The following is a 20,632-nucleotide window of genomic DNA, read 5'->3' as shown; positions in this document are numbered from 1 at the left end:
GGGATGATGTCGTTTATGAAGGGACGAGTCCTTGTCGTCGACGACGACACCGCACTGGCCGAGATGCTCGGCATTGTGCTGCGTGGTGAGGGTTTTGAGCCATCTTTCGTAGCCGACGGCGACAAGGCGCTGGCCGCCTTCCGGGAGACCAAGCCCGACCTGGTACTGCTCGACCTGATGCTGCCCGGCCGGGACGGCATCGAGGTGTGCCGCCTGATCAGGGCGGAGTCGGGTGTGCCGATCGTGATGCTGACGGCGAAGAGTGACACCGTCGACGTCGTGGTGGGTCTGGAGTCGGGCGCCGACGACTACATCGTGAAGCCGTTCAAGCCGAAGGAGCTGGTGGCCCGTATCCGGGCGCGCCTGCGTCGGTCGGAGGAGCCGGCGCCGGAACAGCTCGCCATAGGCGACCTGGTCATCGACGTGGCCGGTCACTCCGTGAAGCGGGACGGGCAGTCGATCGCGCTGACGCCGCTGGAGTTCGACCTGCTGGTGGCGCTGGCCCGCAAGCCGTGGCAGGTGTTCACCCGCGAGGTGCTCCTCGAGCAGGTCTGGGGCTACCGGCACGCCGCCGACACCCGCCTGGTCAACGTGCACGTCCAGCGGCTGCGCTCCAAGGTCGAGAAGGATCCGGAGAAGCCGGAGATCGTGGTGACCGTCCGCGGCGTCGGCTACAAGGCCGGACCGAGCTGACATGGCCAGGGACAGTGCCGCTTCGGCGCCCGGGTCCGGGGCCCGCGCCGGACGGCCTGTCGGCCACCGGAGCGCCGGCTCCCGCTTCTTCAGCCAGGTGCTGGAGGGCGGGCTGCTGCACGGCGGGGTGCAGGGCAGCCCGGTGCTCCGTCTGTTCATGCGCTGGGTGCGTCGTCCGCTGCTGCCGGTCATGCGGCTGTGGCGGCGCAACATCCAGCTCAAGGTCGTCGCCACCACCCTGCTGATGTCGCTGGGCGTGGTGCTGCTGCTCGGCTTCGTGGTGATCGGGCAGGTCCGCAACGGACTGCTGGACGCCAAGGTGAAGGCCTCCCAGAGCCAGGCCACCGGTGGCTTCACCGCGGCCAAGCAGAAGGCCGAGGAGGCGGCGAGCACCAACGGCGACGACGGCACCCCCGCGGACGGGCGTCCCTCGCAGAACGTCATCCAGTGGATGAGCGAGCTGGTGAAGTCGCTCTCCAGCGGTGGTCAGAGCGCCTTCGACGTGGTCACCCTCCCCATGGGCGGGGAGAGCGGCAGCGGGCGCGGTCCGCGCGCCTCCGGATCGGTCGACTGGGCGGTCAGCGTCCCCGAGGACCTGCGGGAGCGGATCGACGGCGACACCGCGGCCGCCCAGAGCTACACCCGGATCGTCTACAACTCCGACCAGGCGTCCCAGCCCGGGCTGGTCATCGGCAAGCAGGTCAACGACCCGAACGGCGAGCCGTACCAGCTGTACTACCTCTTCCCGCTCACCCAGGAGGAGAAGTCGCTCAGCCTGGTCAGGGGCACCCTGGCGACGGCCGGGCTCTTCGTCGTCGTACTGCTGGGGGCCATCGCCTGGCTCGTGGTGCGCCAGGTCGTCACGCCCGTACGCATGGCGGCGAGCATCGCCGAGCGGCTGTCCGCGGGGCGGCTGCAGGAACGGATGAAGGTCACCGGCGAGGACGACATCGCCCGGCTCGGCGAGGCCTTCAACAAGATGGCGCAGAACCTCCAGCTCAAGATCAGCCAGCTGGAGGACCTGTCGCGGATGCAGCGGCGGTTCGTCTCCGACGTGTCGCACGAGCTGCGGACGCCGCTGACGACCGTACGGATGGCGGCCGACGTCATCCACGACGCGCGCGTGGACTTCGATCCGGTGACCGCGCGGTCGGCCGAACTGCTCGCCGACCAGCTGGACCGGTTCGAGACGCTGCTCGCGGACCTGCTGGAGATCAGCCGCTTCGACGCGGGCGCCGCCGCGCTGGAGGCGGAGCCGATAGACCTCAGGGAGGTCGTACGGCGCGTCGTCAGCGGTGCGGAGCCGCTCGCCGAGCGCAAGGGCACGGGGATACGCGTCGTCGGCGACCAGCAGCCCGTCGTCGCCGAGGCGGACGCCCGGCGCGTGGAACGCGTGCTGCGCAACCTCGTCGTCAACGCCGTCGAGCACGGCGAGGGCCGGGACGTCGTCGTCAGGCTCGCCGCCGCCGGGGGCGCGGTCGCCGTCGCGGTGCGCGACTACGGCGTCGGGCTCAAGCCGGGCGAGGCCACCCGGGTCTTCAGCCGCTTCTGGCGGGCCGACCCGGCCCGCGCGCGTACCACCGGCGGTACGGGACTCGGCCTGTCGATCGCCCTGGAGGACGCGCGGCTGCACGGCGGCTGGCTGCAGGCCTGGGGCGAACCCGGTGGCGGCTCGCAGTTCCGGCTGACGCTGCCCAGGACCGCGGACGAGCCGCTCAGGGGTTCGCCGATACCACTGGAGCCGAAGGACTCGCGCCGCAACCGCGGTCTGCACGACGCGGGCCTCGACAACACGGCGGTGGCGCACGGCGCGGACCGGCCGGTCGGCGTCCCGGCGCAGGCGTCGGCCGGGCGGGCCTCCGCGGTGCCCGCGCGGGGGCCGATAACGCCGCGGCAGGCCACGGTGGCCCCCACGGCCGATCCGACGGCACTGCCGGGCAACGGCGCGCGCGTGGTGCCGAGGCCCGCGTCGGGCGCCCGCAGACAGGACGGCGGGGGCCGGCCCGCGTGATGGCGTACGCCGTCGGCGGTGTCGTACTGCTGGCCGGATGTGCGTCCATGCCGGACAGCGGGGACCTCCGGGGCGTGGAGTCCACCCCCCGGCAGGACCCGCAGGTGCGGGTGTTCGCGATGCCGCCGCAGGAGGACGCCCCGCCCTCCGACATCGTGCAGGGCTTTCTGGAGGCGCTGACCAGCGACGACCCGCACTACGAGACGGCGCGCAAGTACCTGACCGGCGCCGCCGCGAAGAACTGGCGGCCGGACGAGTCGGCGACGGTGCTCGCGGGCGGGCCCGGAACGGAGTCCGACCACTCGGGCAACCGCGAGGACGCCAACGACTACTCGGTGACCCTGACCGGCGCCAAGGTGGCCACGGTGGACGGGCAGCAGTCGTACTCGCCGGCCGACGGCGCGTACCGCGAGTCGGTGCACCTCAGCCGGGACGGCAAGACCAAGCAGTGGCGCATCGACGTGCTGCCGCAGGGCGTCGTCATGGGCAAGTCCGACTTCCAACGCAACTACATGTCGGTCAACCGGTACTACTTCGCCTCGAACACCGCGGTGCGCGCGGACGCCGATACCGGAGGTGTCCGGGAGCCGGCCGCCGTCGCCGATCCCGTCTATGTGCGCCGACGCGTGGATCCGATGACCCAAGTGGTGCGTTCCCTGCTCAGCGGGCCGACGAGCCTGCTGGGCCCCGTGGTCAGGTCCAGCTTCCCGACCGGGACGGCGCTGGCGAAGAACGACGTCTCGCTGACGCCCGACGACCGCGGCAAGCTGACCGTTCCGCTGAACGACAAGGCGGCCCGGGCCGGTGCGGACAAGTGCGACGAGATGGCCGCGCAGCTCCTGTTCACCCTGCAGAACCTCACCCCGGCGGTGGAGGACGTCGAGCTGCGCTCGGGCGGGGAGCAGTTGTGCTCGCTCTCCGAGGACCGCGCCGAGACGGTGGCGACGCGCGGCTCGGCGCAGCGGCCCGACTACCTGTACTTCGTCGACGAGAAGGACCGCCTGGTGCGGCTCGCCGCGGGCAGTAACGGGACCCGGGCCGAACCCGTGCCCGGCCCGCTGGGCGAGGGCCACCGCGCCCTGCGGTCGGTGGCGGTCTCGCGCGACGAGCACAGCGCGGCCGGGATCGGTCTCGACAACAAGTCGCTGTACGTCGGTTCGCTGGTGTCGGCCGGTTCGCTCGGCGACCCCGTGCTGACCAGCCAGGGCAAGTCGGAGACGGACCGGCTGACCCCACCCAGCTGGGACACGCAGGGCGACCTGTGGATCGCCGACCGCAACCCGGCCGATCCGCGGTTGATGCTGCTGAAGGACGGCGCGGGCGATCCGGTGGAGGTGCGGACGCCGGGGCTCGACGGGCGCGTCCAGTCCGTGCGGGTGGCCGCCGACGGGGTGCGGATCGCGCTCGTCGTGGAGAAGGACGGCAAGCGGTCGCTGCTCATCGGACGGATCGAACGGGACGGGAAGGCGGGCGAACCGCCCGCGGTCACCGTGCTCGAACTGCGCTCCGCGACCCCCGAGCTGGAGGAGGTCACGGCCATGTCCTGGGCCGGGGACGCCCGGCTCGTGGTGGTCGGCCGGGAGCGCGGGGGCGTCCAGCAGATCGGATACGTCCAGGTCGACGGCTCGACACCGGAGGCATCGGTGCCCGCGGCGCTGACCGGCGTCAAGGAGATCGCCGCGACCGAGGACGAGCGGCTGCCGCTGGTGGCGTACTCGGAGGACCTGATCGTGCGGCTGCCGTCCGGGCTCCAGTGGCAGAAGGTGACGGAGGGGACCGCGCCGGTCTATCCGGGGTGAGGCGCCCGGCCGTTCGGTGGCCGACCGGGTTTTCCACAGGGCGCCGGGCCAGGTTTTCCACAGGCCTGGCAGCTCTCCGCACACGCGGGCACAGTGGTGGCCATGCGGGGATTGCGGACAGTGCGGGAATGGTGGGCGGACGTCACGGACCTGGTGCTGCCGGCCGAGTGCGGCGGCTGCGGCAGGGCTCGCGCGGTGCTGTGCCCCCGGTGCCGTACGGCGCTGAGCGGCCACCCGCCGCGTCGCGTGCGTGCTGATCCGGAGCCGCCCGGTCTGCCCCCGGTGCACGCGGCCGCGCCGTACGCGGACGAGGTGCGGGCAGCGCTGCTGGCCCACAAGGAGCGGGGCGTGCTGGCCCTCGCGGCACCGCTCGGCGCGGCGCTGGCGGCAGCGGTGCGGGCGGGGCTCCGGGAGGCGTGGACGGCGCCGGGCGGAGCGGGTGCCGGTGACGCGGGTGGCATACCGGTGCGGGGGCCGGTGCTACTGGTGCCCGTGCCCTCGGCACGCAGAACGGTGCGGACACGCGGGCACGACCCGGCGCGCCGGATCGCCCTCGCGGCGGCGGGGGAGCTGCGGCGCAACGGAGTGCCGGCCCGGGTGCTGGCGGTGCTGCGGCAGCGGTACGCCGTGGCCGACCAGTCCGGCCTCGACGCCCGGCGGCGGCTGGACAACCTCGCGGGCGCGCTCGCGGTGGCTCCCGGCGGTGGCGGGCTGCTGTGCGGCGGCGGGTCGGTCGTGCTGGTCGACGACCTGATGACGACGGGGGCGTCGCTGGCCGAGGCGGCACGTGCGGTGCGTGCGGCGACGGCCGCCGCCGTTGAGTCGAGGGCGGGGTCCGGCACGTACGGGACGGCGAGATCGGCTGTGTATCCGGCGGCGGCGGGGGAAGGCAGAGAGGAACGGAAGACCGGGCCCCGAATGGCGGGTCAGTACGGAGGCGGTGGCGTGACCCGTGAAGCGATCTGCGCGGCAGTGGTCGCGGCTTCACCAGATGCCTTCGAAATAAACCGGAACTGACTGAAGACTTACATCGTTGCAGGTAATGACAGAGTCAATTCACCGGAACGGAGGTACGCGGCCGTAGAGGGTGACGACATCCGTCCGGGCGAGATATGTTCGGTTGTGAGGCAAAGCCGCAGGCCACACCTCTCAAATCCGAATGCCGTGCTGCGGGTTTTACCGTCATCACCCGCACCGGTGGAGTGGAGATCCCGCCCGTGGGGGAGGAGGTGGACGTCACCGAGTCCGAGGTTCCGGGATGGACCGGAACCTGGTGCAAAAGGGAGATGCTCCGCCGTCGAAGCGGAGCGATCCGGGAACGGAGTTCTGCGTGGACATCGTCGTCAAGGGCCGCAAGACCGAGGTGCCCGAGCGGTTCCGGAAGCACGTGGCCGAGAAGCTGAAGCTGGAGAAGATCCAGAAGCTCGATGGCAAGGTGATCAGCCTCGACGTCGAGGTGTCCAAGGAGCCGAACCCCCGGCAGGCCGACCGCTGTGACCGAGTGGAGATCACGCTCCGCTCCCGCGGTCCGGTGATTCGGGCGGAGGCGGCGGCGAGCGATCCCTACGCGGCGCTCGACCTGGCGGCGGAGAAGCTCGGCGCACGGCTGCGCAAGCAGCACGACAAGCGCTTCTCGCGCCGCGGCGCGCGCCGGATCTCGGCGGCCGAGGTCGCCGACCACGTACCCGGCGCGGCGACGCTCAACGGGAACGGCGACGTCGTCCCGACGGAGAAGCAGGACGGCGTACCCACCAAGAAGATCGGCTCGCTGGAGGTCCAGGGCGACGGCCCGCTCGTCGTCCGGGAGAAGACCCACGTGGCCGCCCCGATGTCCCTCGACCAGGCGCTCTACGAGATGGAGCTGGTCGGGCACGACTTCTACCTGTTCGTCGACTCCGAGACGAAGGAGCCCAGCGTCGTCTACCGGCGGCACGCCTACGACTACGGCGTGATCCACCTGACCACGGACACGATGGTCACCCAGGCGCACGCTCCCGACGCGGGGGACGCGCTCGGCGGCTGACACACCCCGCCGGGTGACAGCGATCCGGTGCCCCTGGAGCGCGTGTGCGCCCCCAGGGGCACCGTCGTGCGACGGTGCGCGAGGGTGTGCGACCCCAACGCTGCCCGTTCGGTCACCCCGCTGTCCGCCGGACATGGAATCATGGCGGCAACGGCCCAACCGGTGGGTCGTTGCTCTGGGTTGGCGATGGCTCGGGACCACGTGCCACAGCCTTCAGGGGGAGGAACGATGGCGGACAGTTTCGGACCGATGCGGGGCGCGGGCGTCGACCACGGGATCGACGACGGGGCATCCGGCATGGGCCCGGACGCGGACGCGGGCTCCGCACGCGAGGAGCCGATCAGGGTGCTGGTCGTGGACGACCACGCCCTCTTCCGCCGCGGCCTGGAGATCGTGCTGGCGGCCGAGGAGGACATCCAGGTCGTCGGAGAGGCCGGTGACGGCGCCGAGGCCGTGGAGAAGGCCGCCGACCTGTTGCCGGACATCGTCCTGATGGATGTGCGGATGCCCAAGCGGGGCGGTATCGAGGCCTGCACCTCCATCAAGGAGGTGGCACCCAGCGCCAAGATCATCATGCTGACGATCAGCGACGAGGAAGCCGACCTCTACGACGCGATCAAGGCGGGTGCCACCGGTTATCTCCTCAAGGAGATCTCGACCGACGAGGTGGCCACCGCCATTCGCGCGGTGGCCGACGGGCAGTCCCAGATCAGTCCTTCCATGGCGTCGAAACTGCTCACCGAGTTCAAGTCGATGATCCAGCGGACCGACGAACGGCGACTGGTGCCCGCGCCGCGGCTCACGGACCGAGAGCTGGAGGTCCTCAAACTCGTCGCCACGGGAATGAACAACCGCGACATCGCGAAGGAGCTGTTCATTTCCGAGAACACCGTCAAGAACCACGTGCGCAACATCCTGGAGAAACTGCAGCTGCACTCCAGGATGGAGGCCGTGGTCTACGCGATGCGAGAGAAGATCCTCGAGATCCGCTGAGCCGGTCCCGGTCAGGCGAGCAGCCGGGCCAGCTCCCGGGTGAGGGGCTCTCGCAGCTCCGGTGCCTCGACCCGCTCCACGCGTACGTCCGTGCAGTCCACCCAGCTCGCCGCCTCGACCAGCGCCTGGGCCACCGCCGGGGCCGCCTTCGGGCCGTCCAGCGTGACCTGCTTGGCGACCAGGGTGCGCCCCTCGCGGGCCGGGTCCACGCGGCCGACGAGCCGGCCGCCGGCCAGGACCGGCATCGCGAAGTAGCCGTGCACCCGCTTCGGCTTGGGCACGTAGGCCTCCAGCCGGTGGGTGAAGCCGAAGATCCGCTCCGTGCGCGCCCGCTCCCAGATGAGGGAATCGAAGGGCGAGAGCAGCGTCGTGCGGTGACGGCCGCGCGGGGGAGTCTCCAGCGCCGCCGGGTCCGCCCAGGCCGGCCGGCCCCAGCCCTGCACCGTCACCGGCACCAGGCCCGAATCGGCGATCACGGCGTCGACCTGCTCGGCCTTGAGACGGTGGTAGTCCGCGATGTCCGCGCGCGTCCCCACGCCCAGGGACTGACCGGCCAGGCGGACCAGGCGGCGCAGGCACTCGGTGTCGTCCAGGTCGTCGTGCAGCAGCGCGGCCGGGACCGCGCGCTCGGCCAGGTCGTACACCCGCTTCCAGCCGCGGCGCTCCACGCACACCACCTCGCCGTACATGAGCGCGCGCTCGACGGCGACCTTCGTGCCCGACCAGTCCCACCACTCGCTGGTCTTCTTCGCGCCGCCCAGGTCCGTCGCGGTGAGGGGGCCCTCGGTACGGAGCTGCTTGACGACGCGGTCGTAGTCGCCGTCGGGGAGGTGGTGGTTCCAGTGCGGGCGGTTGCGGTACGCGCGGCGGCGGAAGGCGAAGTGGGGCCACTCCTCGATGGGGAGGATGCAGGCGGCGTGGGACCAGTACTCGAAGGCGTGGGTGTCCGTCCAGTACGCGTCGTCGACGGTACGGCGGCCGACCGCGCCCAGGCGGGCGTACGGGACGAGTTCGTGGGAGCGGGCGAGGACCGAGATGGTGTCGAGCTGCACCGCGCCCAGATGACGGAGGACGCCGCGGACGCCCGCGCGGCGGTCGGGGGCGCCGAGGAAGCCCTGTGCGCGGAGGGCGAGGCGGCGGGCCTCGTCTGCGGACAGTTCCGTGGCGGGGGGCGGGAGGGTCGTCATACGTCCGCACGATAGGGGGTGGGTCTGACAGTGGGGTTCGGGGGGCGAGGGTGCGGGCCGGCGCCGGCCGGGTGCCTCCCCCGCGCTCGGCTTCGCTCGCGCGGGGGGACCCCCATCGCCCACCCGTGCCGCCCCAGCGGCACGACTGCCCGCAGCTACGCGGGACGGCGGCACGGCTGCCTGCGGCTACGCCTTTGCCGGCAAGTACGGGGACGTGGACGGGAGGGCGAGGTCCGAGGGGAGGAGGGAGCCGACCCAGGAGTCGCGACGCACGCCCTTGTTGTTGATCGCGGAGCGCAGCGTGCCCTCCATGGTGAAGCCCGCGCGTTCGGCCACCGCGCGGGAGGCCGTGTTGCCGACCTCGGCGCGCCACTCCAGGCGGTCCAAGGCCCGCTCGGTGAAGGCCCAGCGGGCGACGGCGACGGCGGCCTCGGTGACGTAGCCCCGGCCGCGGTGCTCCTTGGTGCCCCAGAACCCGATCTCGCCGACGCCCAGGGAGATCATCGTGACGCCCAGCATGCCGACCAGGTCCCCGGCGGGGAGGAAGAGGCCGAAGGTGAACATCGAGTCGTTCGCCCAGCCGTCGGGGACCATCTGCTCCGCGAAACTCCGCGCGTGCTCCGGGAGGTAGGGAGTGGGGACCGTCGTCCAGCGCTGGATGTCGGGGTCCTGGCAGGCGGCGTACACGGCGTCGATGTCCTGCGGGCCGACCGTGCGCAGGACGAGGCGGTCGGTGGTGAGCGTGACGGGTTCCATCGGCCGATTCTGCGGGGAGCCCGGTGGCGACGCCAATGTTTTGCCGTCCGTGAACATCCGGTCACCTCGCGTGTGATTCGCCGGAAGGGTGCGGCACCATCCGCGGGGCCCGGACGTTGAAAGGGGTGACAGCAGACAGGGATGCTGGGCGCAAGGAGTGGACGGTCCCCGATGCGGCAGGCCTCCCGGGGCGGCCGGGTCCTCGCATACGATGGCCGTTGCTCAGTCCGTCACAGGAAACCGACCGTCCCAGGCCCGACCGGCAAGGAGACCAACCCCCGTGTCCGTCCTCTCCAAGATCATGCGTGCAGGCGAAGGCAAGATCCTGCGCAAGCTGCACCGCATCGCGGACCAGGTCAACTCCATCGAAGAGGACTTCGCTGACCTCTCCGACGCCGAGCTGAGGGCCCTCACCGACGAGTACAAGCAGCGCTACGCCGACGGTGAGAGCCTGGACGACCTGTTGCCCGAAGCCTTCGCCACGGTCCGCGAGGCCGCCAAGCGCGTCCTGGGCCAGCGCCACTACGACGTGCAGATCATGGGCGGTGCCGCCCTGCACATGGGGTACGTGGCCGAGATGAAGACCGGTGAGGGCAAGACCCTCGTCGGCACCCTGCCCGCCTACCTCAACGCCCTGTCCGGCGAGGGCGTGCACATCGTCACGGTCAACGACTACCTGGCCGAGCGCGACTCCGAGATGATGGGCCGCGTCCACAAGTTCCTGGGCCTGAACGTCGGCTGCATCCTCGCCAACCAGACGCCGGCCCAGCGCCGCGAGATGTACGCCTGCGACATCACCTACGGCACGAACAACGAGTTCGGCTTCGACTACCTGCGCGACAACATGGCGTGGTCCAAGGACGAGCTCGTCCAGCGCGGCCACAACTTCGCCATCGTCGACGAGGTCGACTCCATCCTCGTCGACGAGGCCCGTACGCCGCTGATCATCTCCGGCCCGGCCGACCAGGCCACCAAGTGGTACGGCGACTTCGCCAAGCTGGTCACCCGCCTGAAGAAGGGTGAGGCCGGCAACACCCTCAAGGGCATCGAGGAGACCGGTGACTACGAGGTCGACGAGAAGAAGCGCACCGTCGCCATCCACGAGTCGGGCGTGTCCAAGGTCGAGGACTGGCTGGGCATCGACAACCTCTACGAGTCGGTGAACACGCCGCTGGTCGGCTACCTGAACAACGCCATCAAGGCCAAGGAACTGTTCAAGAAGGACAAGGACTACGTCGTCCTCGACGGCGAAGTCATGATCGTCGACGAGCACACCGGCCGTATCCTCGCCGGCCGCCGCTACAACGAGGGCATGCACCAGGCGATCGAGGCGAAGGAGGGGGTGGACATCAAGGACGAGAACCAGACGCTCGCCACGATCACCCTCCAGAACTTCTTCCGCCTCTACAAGCGCCACGACCACAGCGGCAAGGAGCAGCCCGGTCTGTCCGGCATGACCGGTACGGCGATGACCGAGGCCGCCGAGTTCCACCAGATCTACAAGCTCGGCGTGGTGCCCATCCCGACCAACCGGCCGATGGTCCGCAAGGACCAGTCGGACCTGATCTACCGCACCGAGGTCGCCAAGTTCGAGGCCGTCGTCGACGACATCGAGGAGAAGCACCGCAAGGGTCAGCCGATCCTCGTCGGCACCACCTCGGTCGAGAAGTCCGAGTACCTCTCGCAGCAGCTCAGCAAGCGCGGCGTCCAGCACGAGGTGCTGAACGCCAAGCAGCACGACCGGGAGGCGACCATCGTCGCCCAGGCCGGCCGCAAGGGCTCGGTCACGGTGGCCACCAACATGGCCGGCCGCGGTACGGACATCAAGCTCGGAGGCAACCCCGAGGACCTTGCCGAGGCGGAGCTGCGCCAGCGCGGCCTCGACCCCGAGGAGCACATCGAGGAGTGGGCCGCGGCGCTGCCCGCCGCCCTGGAGCGGGCCGCGCAGGCGGTCAAGGCCGAGTTCGAAGAGGTCAAGGAGCTGGGCGGCCTCTACGTCCTGGGCACCGAGCGGCACGAGTCGCGGCGCATCGACAACCAGCTGCGCGGTCGTTCCGGCCGTCAGGGCGACCCCGGCGAGTCCCGCTTCTACCTCTCCCTGGGCGACGACCTGATGCGGCTGTTCAAGGCCCAGATGGTCGAGCGCGTGATGTCCATGGCGAACGTGCCGGACGACGTGCCGATCGAGAACAAGATGGTCACGCGCGCGATCGCGTCCGCCCAGTCGCAGGTCGAGACCCAGAACTTCGAGACCCGTAAGAACGTCCTGAAGTACGACGAGGTCCTCAACCGCCAGCGTGAGGTCATCTACGGCGAGCGTCGCCGCGTCCTGGAGGGCGAGGACCTGCAGGAGCAGATCCAGCACTTCATGAACGACACGATCGACGCCTACGTGCAGGCCGAGACCGCCGAGGGCTTCCCCGAGGACTGGGACCTCGACCGGCTGTGGGGCGCCTTCAAGCAGCTCTACCCGGTGAAGGTCACCGTCGAGGAGCTGGAGGAGGCGGCCGGCGACCGGGCCGGCCTGACCGCCGACTACATCGCGGAGTCCATCAAGGACGACGTCATGGAGCAGTACGAGGCGCGGGAGAAGCAGCTCGGCTCCGAGATCATGCGCGAGCTGGAGCGCCGGGTCGTCCTGTCGGTCCTGGACCGCAAGTGGCGCGAGCACCTCTACGAGATGGACTACCTCCAGGAGGGCATCGGCCTGCGCGCGATGGCGCAGAAGGACCCGCTGGTCGAGTACCAGCGCGAGGGCTTCGACATGTTCCAGGCCATGATGGAGGGCATCAAGGAGGAGTCCGTCGGCTACCTGTTCAACCTGGAGGTCCAGGTCGAGCAGCAGGTCGAGGAGGTTCCGGTCGAGGACGCGGCGCCGTCGCTCGACAAGGGCGCGCAGGACGCGGTCCCGGCCCAGGCGGGTGCCCGTCCGGAGATCCGGGCCAAGGGCCTCGACGCTCCGCAGCGCCGGGACCTGCACTTCTCCGCGCCGACCGTGGACGGCGAGGGCGGTGTCGTCGAGGGCGAGTTCACCGACGGCGAGCCCGCGCAGGGCCAGACCGACGGACTCACCCGCGCGGAGCGCCGCAAGCAGGCCAAGGGCGGACGGCGCCGCAAGAAGTGACCGTGCGGTGCCCGCGGGCGCCGCGGCGGTGGGAGGGGCCGGTCATCTCGGGTGACCGGCCCTTCGGCCTGCCCGGGGAGGTCAGTGAGGTCAGTCGTCGTCCGCGCGGGGCCTTCGCGGGCCGCCCAGTTCCACCGCCGTGCAGCGCCAGCGCAGGTCCCGGCCCTGCTCCAGGCGGAACGCCATGGCACGGAGCCGGTCGCCCGCGCCGATGCGCGCGAAGACCTCCAGGGCGCCCGGCCGGGGCTCGAAGTAGCCGATGTCGCGGACGACGGGGGCGGCGCCGCGGGTGCGCAGCGGGCCCCGTTCGGCGAGGTCGGCCAGGTCGTCGTAGGCGCGGCCGAGGGTGTGGCGGAGCATCGAGTGGACGGGACGCCGCCCGCTGAGAACGCCCACGAGAAGCTCGGCGAAGTGATCGGTGGGCCGTAGTTGCGGGACGGGGCGGCGAGGCGTCTGGGCGGGGATGACAGGCGCCGCGGAGGGCCGGGCGACCCGTCGGTGGCCCTCCGGTGCGCTCCACGCCGTGACGGGGGCCGTGACGGGCCCGGGGACGGACCCCGTGGCGGGGGCGGCCGGCTTGGTGAGGGGGCCCGGCCTCGTGCCACGGCCGGGTCCGGCCGTGGGCGGACGGGTGTCCGCCGGCCGGGTACGGGACCGCTGGGACCGGCCCGGAGTGCCGGGCGGTCGCCCACCGGACGCCGCGGCACGCGCTCCGCGCGCCCCCGGGCTGCGGGGCGGCACACCGCCGGGCGCACGGGGCGCGGTGTCGCCGGGCTGGTCGGCCGGGGCGTCGCCGGGCAGGTGGGGCGCGGTGTCTCCGGACGCGCGGGTCGGCACGCGGCCGGGTCGGCCGGACGGGACGTGGTCGGGGGCGGCGCCCGGGGCTGCGGGACCGGGCGGGGGCACCGGGCCTCCGACGGCAGCACGAGGGAGCCCGCCGGGTCCGCCGGACGGCGTGGCTCCGGGGCCGTAGGGCGGGGGTGGGGTGAGAGGGCCAGTGGGTGTGGGGCGGAGCTGGGTCCTGGTCATGACCTTGCGCATGGGGTCCCCGTTCGGCGGCCCGGGTGATACCGGGCGGTAACTTCGTGGTCGGTGATCTTGTACGGGCTGGAGGGGCGGCACGGCAAGGAGGCGGGCGATCGCGTCGAGGGGGCGGAGAAGTTCACCTATCCGAGTGAGCGGAGCGGCCGCAGGGCCCGGGACGCCAGGGGTGGACCGGGTGAACGCGGGGCCCGGGATGGACGCCTCGGACGCCCCGGGTGGGGACCCGAAAGGGGACACCCGCACGTATCCTGAGGGCTCTCCCGCCGGGCCGCCGAGCGCTCCGGCGGCGTCCCCGACCACGAAAGCGGCAGACTCATGCGCGTCTACGTCCCCCTGACCCTGTCCGGCCTCGCCGAGGCGCACCGGGCGGGGGAGCTGGGGGCCGGGCCGCTCGTCGCCTACGCCGTCACACCGGCGCTGCGCGAGTGGTACCTGTCGGACGACACCGAGGAACTGGAGTACGCGGCCCTCAACCGGGCCGCCCTGGCCTCACTGCGGCTGCTGGCGGCCGACCCGGGCGCGGCACGGCGCCGGGTCGTGGTGGCCGCCGACGTACCCGACGGCGCCGCCGCGGCCGGTCCGGACCGGGGACTCGACCCGGCGGCGCTGGGCGAGGTCCGGGTCGCCGGGCCGCTGCCGCTGGCCAAGGCGGCCGCGGTGCACGTCGACTCCGCCGACGCGGAGGCGGACGTGCGCGCCGCGGCCCAGGCCCTCGCGGCGGCGGACGGCGGGGACGACGACGCCCAGTTCGTCGTGGACGGCGCGGAGGACCACGAGCTGCTCTGGTACGCGACGCAGGAGATCCCGAACCTGGTGTGACCGGGGACGTCGCATCGCGGTGTCCCGATTGTCAGTGGCGGCGGGTACGTTTTCGGGCATGGGGATGCAGACGGGCGCACACATCGTGTGGGACTGGAACGGCACGCTGTTCCACGACAACGACGCGATCATCGGGGCGACGAACGCGGCGTTCGCCGAGCTGGGGCTGGCGCCGATCACGCTGGAGCGGTACCGGTCGCTGTACTGCGTACCGGTGCCGAAGTTCTACGAGCGGCTGATGGGCCGGCTGCCCACCGACGCCGAGTGGGAGGTCATGGACGCGACCTTCCAGCGCTACTACAGCGTGCACCGCAGCCGGTGCGCGCCCGCCGAGGGGGTCACGGAGCTGCTCGCCGGGTGGCGGTCGGCGGGGCGCAGCCAGTCCATCCTCAGCATGTACGGCCACGACGAGCTGGTGCCGCTGGTCCAGGGGTTCGGGATCGAGACGCACTTCATACGCGTCGACGGACGGACCGGGCCGTCCGGGGGCAGCAAGGCCGAGCACATGGTGCGGCACCTCGCGCAGCTGGCGCTGTCCGGGGTGGAGCCCGCTCGCACGGTGGTGATCGGGGACGCCGCCGACGACGCGGTCGCGGCGCGCCACGTGGGCGCCGGGGCGGTGCTCTACACCGGGGGGTCGCACAGCCGGGCCAGCCTGGAGGTGGTCGGGGTGCCCGTGGTGGACACGCTCGGGGAGGCCGTGGTGGTGGCGGAGCGGCTGGCGGGATGACGGCGGCGTCCGGTACCCCGGACCACGTCGTTACCCGGGCGTAGCTGTGCGGAACGTCCAAGTCGAGGGCCCGGTTTTGTACACATGCGGCTCATGACGGGGAGCCCTCGGAGGGCGATAGCCTTGTGGCGTGATCAGCGCGATAGCTCGCGGGGGCACTGGTGCCCCTGCCCTGCGCCCGGCGCCCACGGACGACATCCGTGGCCGGGCGGCGGTCGCTGATCCTCGCGGGCGGGACGGGGCATCGAAGACCCCCGGTACGGCGCCGCGCACTCCCCGGACGGTGACGGCGAGAGCGAAGTCACACCCGGTGGGAGCGGCGACATTGGCTGATATGCCCCCGCTCCTCTCATCTTGCGGCATAGCGTCGGAGAAGACCGGACACCCCGTGTCCCGACGTCATGCCGGAAGGCAGGAGACCGTACTTCCTTCTACGTCACGCAACGGCGCGCGACAGGAGTCAGAGGACAATGCAGACCAAGCTGGACGAAGCCAAGGCCGAGCTGCTCGAAAGGGCTGCCCGGGTAGCTGAGAACAGCCCGGTCGGGGGGCACCTACCGACCGGGACGACGGGCGAGGGAACTCCGGACACCCCGGACGGCCCGGACGGCGCCCCGGACTACGCGTCCGTGTTCGCGTTCCTCCAGCGCTACTACCGGCACACCGCCCCGGAGGACCTCGCCGACCGCGACCCGGTCGACGTCTTCGGAGCCGCCGTCTCGCACTACCGGCTGGCCGAGAACCGGCCGCAGGGCACGGCGAACGTCCGGGTGCACACCCCGACGGTCGAGGAGAACGGCTGGACGTGCAGCCACTCCGTCGTCGAGGTGGTCACCGACGACATGCCCTTCCTCGTCGACTCCGTGACCAACGAGCTGACCCGCCAGGGCCGCGGCATCCACGTCGTCGTCCACCCGCAGATCGTGGTGCGGCGCGACATCGCCGGCAAGCTCGTCGAGGTGCTGGCCGGTCGGCCCACCGCCGACCTGCCGCACGACGCGCACGTCGAGTCCTGGATCCACGTCGAGATCGACCGCGAGACCGACCGCGGTGACCTGAAGCAGATCACCGCCGACCTGCTGCGCGTCCTGAACGACGTCCGCGAGACCGTCGAGGACTGGGGCAAGATGCGGGACGCCGCCGTCCGCATCGCCGACCAGCTGTCGACCGAGGCCACCCCGGAGGACCTCCCCGCGCGCGAGCTGGAGGAGGCCCGCGAGCTGCTGCGCTGGCTGGCCGACGACCACTTCACCTTCCTCGGCTACCGCGAGTACCGGCTGCGCGAGGACGACTCCCTCGCGGCCGTCGCCGGCACCGGCCTCGGCATCCTGCGCTCCGACCCGCACCACGCGACCGACGAGAGCCACCCCGTCAGCCCCTCCTTCGAGCGGCTGCCCGCCGACGCCCGGGCCAAGGCCCGCGAGCACCGGCTGCTGGTGCTGACCAAGGCGAACAGCCGGGCCACCGTGCACCGGCCGTCGTACCTCGACTACGTCGGCGTCAAGAAGTTCGACGAGAACGGCAACGTCGTCGGCGAACGGCGCTTCCTCGGCCTGTTCTCCTCCGCCGCCTACACCGAGTCCGTCCGCCGGGTGCCGGTCGTGCGGCGCAAGGTGGAGGAGGTGCTGGAGCGGGCCGGTTTCTCGCCCAACAGCCACGACGGGCGGGACCTGCTGCAGATCCTGGAGACGTACCCGCGCGACGAGATGTTCCAGACCTCCGCCGAGGAGCTGGAGCCGATCGTCACCTCCGTGCTCTACCTCCAGGAGCGGCGCCGCCTGCGGCTCTACCTGCGCCAGGACGAGTACGGGCGCTACTACTCGGCTCTCGTCTACCTCCCCCGCGACCGCTACACCACCGGCGTCCGGCTGCGGATCATCGACATCCTCAAGGAGGAGCTCGGCGGCACCAGCGTCGACTTCACGGCCTGGAACACCGAGTCGATCCTGTCCCGGCTGCACTTCGTGGTCCGGGTCCCGCAGGGCACCGAGCTGCCGCACCTGTCCGACGTCGACAAGGAGCGCGTCGAGGCCCGTCTCGTCGAGGCCGCCCGCTCCTGGGCCGACGGCTTCGGCGAGGCACTGACGGCCGAGTTCGGCGAGGAACGCGCGGCGGAGCTGCTGCGCTACTACGGGTCCGCCTTCCCCGAGGGCTACAAGGCCGACCACGATCCGCGCTCCGCGGTCGCCGACCTCGGCCACCTGGAGCAGCTCGACGAGGAGAAGACCTTCGCGCTGAGCCTGTACGAGCCGGTCGGCGCCGCGCCCGAGGAACGGCGTTTCAAGATCTACCAGAAGGGCGGCTCGGTCTCCCTGTCCGCCGTGCTGCCGGTGCTCAGCCGGCTCGGCGTCGAGGTCACCGACGAGCGGCCCTACGAGCTGCGCTGCGCGGACCGCACCACGGCCTGGATCTACGACTTCGGCCTGCGCATGCCCAAGGCCCCGGCCGGTGGCGCCGACTACCTCGGCGACGACGCCCGCGAGCGCGTCCAGGACGCCTTCGCCGCGACCTGGACCGGCAAGGCGGAGAACGACGGCTTCAACGCCCTCGTCCTCAGCGCCGGACTGACCTGGCGCGAGGCGATGGTGCTGCGCGCGTACGCCAAGTACCTGCGGCAGGCCGGTTCGACCTTCAGCCAGGACTACATGGAGGACACCCTCCGCAACAACGTCCACACCACGCGCCTGCTCATCAACCTGTTCGAGGCGCGGATGGCGCCGGAGCGGCAGCGGGCCGGGCGGGAGATCGTCGACGCCCTGCTCGAAGAGGTCGACGCCGCCCTGGACCAGGTGGCGAGCCTCGACGAGGACCGGATCCTGCGGTCCTTCCTCACCGTCATCAAGGCGACGCTGCGGACGAACTTCTTCCAGGAGGCGGCGGGCGGCAAGCCGCACGACTACGTCTCCATGAAGTTCGACCCGCAGGCCATCCCCGACCTGCCCGCGCCGCGCCCGGCGTTCGAGATCTGGGTGTACTCGCCGCGCGTCGAGGGCGTGCACCTGCGCTTCGGCAAGGTCGCGCGCGGTGGTCTGCGCTGGTCGGACCGCCGGGAGGACTTCCGCACCGAGATCCTCGGCCTGGTCAAGGCCCAGATGGTGAAGAACACCGTCATCGTGCCGGTCGGCGCCAAGGGCGGCTTCGTCGCCAAGCAGCTGCCCGACCCGAGCGTCGACCGCGACGCGTGGATGGCGGAGGGCATCGCCAGCTACAAGACGTTCATCTCGGCGCTGCTCGACATCACCGACAACATGGTGGCCGGCGAGGTCGTGCACCCCGCGGACGTCGTCCGGCACGACGAGGACGACACCTACCTCGTCGTCGCCGCCGACAAGGGCACCGCGAAGTTCTCCGACATCGCCAACGAGGTCGCCGAGTCCTACAACTTCTGGCTCGGTGACGCCTTCGCCTCCGGCGGCAGCGCGGGCTACGACCACAAGGGCATGGGCATCACCGCCCGCGGCGCCTGGGAGTCCGTCAAGCGGCACTTCCGGGAGCTGGGCGTGGACACCCAGACCCAGGACTTCACGGTCGTCGGCATCGGCGACATGTCCGGCGACGTCTTCGGCAACGGCATGCTGCTCAGCGAGCACATCCGCCTGGTCGCCGCCTTCGACCACCGGCACATCTTCATCGACCCGGCGCCGGACGCGGCCACCTCGTACGCCGAGCGCCGCCGGCTGTTCGAGCTGCCCCGCTCCTCCTGGGAGGACTACAACACCGAGCTGCTCTCGGCGGGCGGTGGCATCTTCCCGCGCACGGCCAAGTCGATCCCGGTCAACGCGCACATCCGCGAGGCCCTCGGCATCGAGCCGGGCATCACCAAGATGACCCCGGCCGAGCTGATGAAGGCGATCCTCAGCTCCCCGGTGGACCTGCTGTGGAACGGCGGCATCGGCACGTACGTCAAGGCGTCCACCGAGTCCAACGCGGACGTCGGCGACAAGGGCAACGACGCCATCCGCGTCGACGGCAAGGACCTGCGGGTCCAGGTCGTCGGCGAGGGCGGCAACCTGGGCCTGACCCAGCTGGGCAGGATCGAGTTCGCGCTGCGGGGCGGGCGGATCAACACCGACGCCATCGACAACAGCGCGGGCGTGGACACCTCCGACCACGAGGTGAACATCAAGATCCTGCTCAACGGTCTCGTCAAGGACGGCGACATGACCGTCAAGCAGCGCAACAAGCTGCTCGCCCAGATGACCGACGAGGTCGGCGCGCTGGTGCTGCGCAACAACTACGCGCAGAACACGGCGATCGCCAACGCGCTCGCGCAGTCCAGGGACATGCTCCACGCCCAGCAGCGCTTCATGCGGCACCTGGTCAGGGAGGGCCACCTCAACCGGGCCCTGGAGTTCCTGCCCACCGACCGCCAGATCCGTGAGCGGCTGAGCAGCGAACACGGCCTGACCGGCCCGGAGACGGCCGTGCTGCTGGCGTACACGAAGATCACGGTCGCCGAGGAACTGCTGCACACCTCGCTGCCGGACGACCCGTACCTCAAGGGTCTGCTGCACGCGTACTTCCCGACGGCGCTGCGCGAGCAGTTCGCCGAGCAGGTCGACAGCCACCCGCTGCGCCGCGAGATCACGACGACCGTCCTGGTCAACGACACCGTCAACACGGGCGGTACGACGTATCTGCACCGGATGCGCGAGGAGACCGGCGCGTCGCTGGAGGAGATCGTGCGGGCGCAGACCGTGGCCCGGGCGATCTTCAGCTCCTCCCCGGTGTGGGACGCGGTGGAGGCCTTGGACACCAAGGTCGACGCCGCCGTCCAGACCCGGATCCGACTGCACTCGCGCCGCCTGGTCGAGCGCGGCACGCGCTGGCTGCTCAACAACCGGCCGCAGCCGCTGGAGCTGGCCAAGACGGTGGAGTTCTTCGCCGAGCGGGTCGAGCAGGTGTGGTCGCAGCTGCCGAAGCTGCTGCGGGGCGCGGACGCGGAGTGGTACCAGCACATCCACGACGAGCTGACCGCCGCCGGGGTCCCGGACGAGCCGGCCACGCGGGTGGCCGGGTTCTCCTCGGCCTTCGCGACGCTGGACATCGTGTCGGTGGCCGACCGCATGGGCAAGGAGCCGCTGGACGTCGCCGAGGTGTACTACGACCTCGCCGACCGGCTCGGCGTCACCCAGCTGATGGACCGGATCAGTGACCTGCCCCGCAACGACCGCTGGCAGTCCATGGCCCGCGCGGCGATCCGCGAGGACCTGTACTCGGCGCACGCGTCGCTGACCGCGGATGTCCTGGCGGTGGGCAACGGCACGTCCACGCCGGAGCAGCGGTTCAAGGCGTGGGAGGAGAAGAACGCGGCGATTCTCGGGCGGGCGCGGACGACGCTGGAGGAGATCCGATCGTCGGACGAGTTCGATCTGTCCAACCTCTCGGTGGCCATGCGGACGATGCGGACGTTGTTGCGTACGCATTCGTAGGCGGTACGGCGTTACGGCGTT

Annotated in this window: 13 protein-coding genes; 10 read left to right on the top strand and 3 right to left on the bottom strand. The window is 71.3% G+C overall.

What is annotated here, in order from left to right; genetic code table 11:
- Nucleotides 1-3 precede the first annotated feature (3 nt).
- The 6 genes from mtrA to BZZ08_RS28450 all read left to right on the top strand — a co-directional run bounded on the left by mtrA (nucleotide 4) and on the right by BZZ08_RS28450 (nucleotide 7,519).
- Nucleotides 4-693 carry a two-component system response regulator MtrA gene (mtrA, locus tag BZZ08_RS28480; protein ID WP_003975799.1) on the top strand — a complete coding sequence of 230 codons (690 nt, stop codon included), beginning with the start codon at nucleotides 4-6 and terminating at the stop codon, nucleotides 691-693.
- A 1-nt stretch (nucleotide 694) separates the two neighbouring features.
- Nucleotides 695-2,704 (top strand): two-component system sensor histidine kinase MtrB, encoded by a 2,010-nt coding sequence (mtrB, locus tag BZZ08_RS28475; RefSeq protein ID WP_104635082.1) that lies wholly within the window; start codon nucleotides 695-697, stop codon nucleotides 2,702-2,704.
- Nucleotides 2,704-4,503 carry an LpqB family beta-propeller domain-containing protein gene (locus BZZ08_RS28470; protein ID WP_104635081.1) on the top strand — a complete coding sequence of 600 codons (1,800 nt, stop codon included), beginning with the start codon at nucleotides 2,704-2,706 and terminating at the stop codon, nucleotides 4,501-4,503. Before mtrB ends, BZZ08_RS28470 begins: the two co-directional genes overlap by 1 nt.
- A gap of 102 nt (nucleotides 4,504-4,605) precedes the next feature.
- A complete protein-coding gene (locus BZZ08_RS28465; protein ID WP_104635080.1) occupies nucleotides 4,606-5,520 on the top strand; it encodes a ComF family protein in 915 nt (304 codons plus the stop codon).
- A 313-nt stretch (nucleotides 5,521-5,833) separates the two neighbouring features.
- A complete protein-coding gene (gene hpf / locus BZZ08_RS28455) occupies nucleotides 5,834-6,526 on the top strand; it encodes a ribosome hibernation-promoting factor, HPF/YfiA family (protein ID WP_016326377.1) in 693 nt (230 codons plus the stop codon).
- A gap of 228 nt (nucleotides 6,527-6,754) precedes the next feature.
- Nucleotides 6,755-7,519 (top strand): response regulator, encoded by a 765-nt coding sequence (locus BZZ08_RS28450; RefSeq protein ID WP_104635078.1) that lies wholly within the window; start codon nucleotides 6,755-6,757, stop codon nucleotides 7,517-7,519.
- A gap of 11 nt (nucleotides 7,520-7,530) precedes the next feature.
- Here the strand turns inward: BZZ08_RS28450 and BZZ08_RS28445 are convergent, their stop codons facing one another.
- Together BZZ08_RS28445 and BZZ08_RS28440 are read right to left on the bottom strand one after the other, a co-directional pair.
- Nucleotides 7,531-8,706 carry a winged helix-turn-helix domain-containing protein gene (locus tag BZZ08_RS28445; RefSeq protein ID WP_104635077.1) on the bottom strand — a complete coding sequence of 392 codons (1,176 nt, stop codon included), beginning with the start codon at nucleotides 8,704-8,706 and terminating at the stop codon, nucleotides 7,531-7,533.
- Nucleotides 8,707-8,892: 186 nt separating this feature from the next.
- Entirely contained in the window at nucleotides 8,893-9,462 is a 570-nt protein-coding gene (locus BZZ08_RS28440; protein ID WP_104635076.1) for a GNAT family N-acetyltransferase, read from the bottom strand.
- Between the two features lie 280 nt (nucleotides 9,463-9,742).
- On the opposite strand from BZZ08_RS28440, the gene secA reads away from it, so the two are divergent.
- A complete protein-coding gene (secA, locus tag BZZ08_RS28435) occupies nucleotides 9,743-12,586 on the top strand; it encodes a preprotein translocase subunit SecA (RefSeq protein ID WP_104635075.1) in 2,844 nt (947 codons plus the stop codon).
- Between the two features lie 90 nt (nucleotides 12,587-12,676).
- Here the strand turns inward: secA and BZZ08_RS39680 are convergent, their stop codons facing one another.
- The gene (locus BZZ08_RS39680; protein WP_241965590.1) at nucleotides 12,677-13,387 is read right to left on the bottom strand and encodes an Rv3235 family protein; all 711 of its coding nucleotides are present in this window, start codon (nucleotides 13,385-13,387) and stop codon (nucleotides 12,677-12,679) included.
- Between the two features lie 558 nt (nucleotides 13,388-13,945).
- Here BZZ08_RS39680 and BZZ08_RS28420 point away from each other — a divergent pair.
- The 3 genes from BZZ08_RS28420 to BZZ08_RS28410 all read left to right on the top strand — a co-directional run bounded on the left by BZZ08_RS28420 (nucleotide 13,946) and on the right by BZZ08_RS28410 (nucleotide 20,611).
- Entirely contained in the window at nucleotides 13,946-14,449 is a 504-nt protein-coding gene (locus tag BZZ08_RS28420; protein ID WP_104635074.1) for a DUF6912 family protein, read from the top strand.
- A 58-nt stretch (nucleotides 14,450-14,507) separates the two neighbouring features.
- The gene (locus tag BZZ08_RS28415; RefSeq protein WP_104635073.1) at nucleotides 14,508-15,179 is read left to right on the top strand and encodes an HAD family hydrolase; all 672 of its coding nucleotides are present in this window, start codon (nucleotides 14,508-14,510) and stop codon (nucleotides 15,177-15,179) included.
- A gap of 470 nt (nucleotides 15,180-15,649) precedes the next feature.
- Entirely contained in the window at nucleotides 15,650-20,611 is a 4,962-nt protein-coding gene (locus BZZ08_RS28410; RefSeq protein ID WP_104635072.1) for an NAD-glutamate dehydrogenase, read from the top strand.
- Nucleotides 20,612-20,632: the final 21 nt, after the last annotated feature.

It is taken from the genome of Streptomyces sp. MH60 (assembly GCF_002939385.1).
Lineage (GTDB): Bacteria > Actinomycetota > Actinomycetes > Streptomycetales > Streptomycetaceae > Streptomyces.
The sequence above is the reverse complement of the archived record's forward strand: the minus strand, read 5'-3'. Positions and strand labels throughout refer to the sequence as shown.